The sequence below is a fragment of the Burkholderia sp. LMG 13014 genome, assembly GCF_905232215.1.
Taxonomy (GTDB): Bacteria; Pseudomonadota; Gammaproteobacteria; order Burkholderiales; family Burkholderiaceae; genus Burkholderia.
This window is the reverse complement of sequence record NZ_CAJNKE010000933.1, coordinates 1-1,590: the sequence shown is the minus strand read 5'-3', so window position 1 is coordinate 1,590 and position 1,590 is coordinate 1. Positions and strand designations below refer to the sequence as shown.

Genomic DNA, 1,590 nt, shown 5'->3' with positions numbered 1-1,590 from the left:
GCGACAGGCACGTCGACGCTGCTTCGAAATCGCTTCCATGCGGACGCAAACGTTTTCGGACTTCATATGAATGACACCGATTCCTCGCTATGCTCGCGGCGGCACAACCCGGCGCAGCCGCATCCTGCGACCCGGGCGCGCCCTTCCAGCAGGTCCCGCCAATTGGCTCCCTCCTTTACCGCACGATAACGACCATGACTCGATCGAACCGTCGTGACTTCCTGCGCGTCGCTGCCGGCACCGCCGGCGCCGCCGCGCTGAACCTGTTTCCGCCCGTGATTCGCGATGCGCTTGCGATTCCCGCGAACCGCCGCACCGGCACCCTCCGCGATATCGAACACATCGTGATCCTGATGCAGGAGAACCGCTCGTTCGACCACTACTTCGGCACGATGCGCGGTGTCCGCGGCTTCGGTGACCCGCGCCCGCTGCGCCTCGCGAACGGCAAGTCGGTGTTCCACCAGCCGGTCGGCCCGGCCGAACTGCTGCCGTTCCATCCGGGCGCGGACAAGCTCGGCCTGCAGTTCCTGCAGGACCTGCCGCACGGCTGGCAGGACATGCACGCGGCCTGGAACAAAGGCCGCTATGACCAGTGGGTGCCGAACAAGGGCACCACGACGATGGCGTACCTGAAGCGCGACGACATCCCGTTCCACTACCAGCTCGCCGACGCGTTCACGATCTGCGACGCGTACCACTGCGCGATCCCGAGCTCGACCGACCCGAACCGCTACTACATGTGGACCGGCTACGTCGGCAACGACGGCACGGGCGGCGGCCCGGTGCTCGGCAACGAGGAAAAGGGTTACGGCTGGACGACCTATCCGGAAGTGCTCGAACAGGCCGGCGTGTCGTGGAAGATCTACCAGGACGTCGGCACCGGGCTCGACGCAAACGGCTCGTGGGGCTGGACGCAGAACCCGTACATCGGCAACTACGGCGACAACTCGCTGCTCTACTTCAACCAGTACCGCAGCGCGCTGCCCGGCACGCCGCTTTACGACAAGGCGCGCACCGGCACCAACATCAGCGCTGGCGGCACGCTGTTCGACATCCTGCAGCAGGACGTGAAGAACGGCACGCTGCCGCAGGTGTCGTGGATCTGCGCGCCGGAAGCGTATTCCGAGCATCCGAACTGGCCGGCGAACTACGGCGCGTGGTACATCGAGCAGGTACTGAAGGCGCTCGTGTCGAATCCGGACGTGTGGAGCAAGACGGCGCTGTTCATCACCTACGACGAGAACGACGGCTTCTTCGATCACGTGCCGCCGCCGTTCGCACCGCAGTCGCGCGACAACGGGCTGTCGACGGTCGCGACGACCAACGAGGTATTCCCCGGCGACGCGTCGCACATGGCCGGCCCGTACGGACTCGGGCCGCGCGTGCCGATGCTGGTCGTGTCGCCGTGGACCAAGGGCGGCTGGGTCTGCTCGCAGACCTTCGATCACACGTCGCTGCTGCAATTCATCGAGGCGCGTTTCGGCGCGCAATATCCGGTCAAGGCCGGCAACGTGTCGCCGTGGCGTCGCACGGTGTGCGGCGACCTGACCGCCGCGTTCGATTTTGCGACGGCCGACGCCGGCTGGCCGA

1 protein-coding gene is annotated in these 1,590 nt (G+C 66.2%); it reads left to right on the top strand.

The annotated features are described in order from the left end of the window. Nucleotides 1–194: 194 nt before the first annotated feature. The coding region (locus JYJ84_RS36280; protein ID WP_205190265.1) for a phosphocholine-specific phospholipase C at nucleotides 195–1,590 on the top strand (1,396 nt) is incomplete at its 3' end.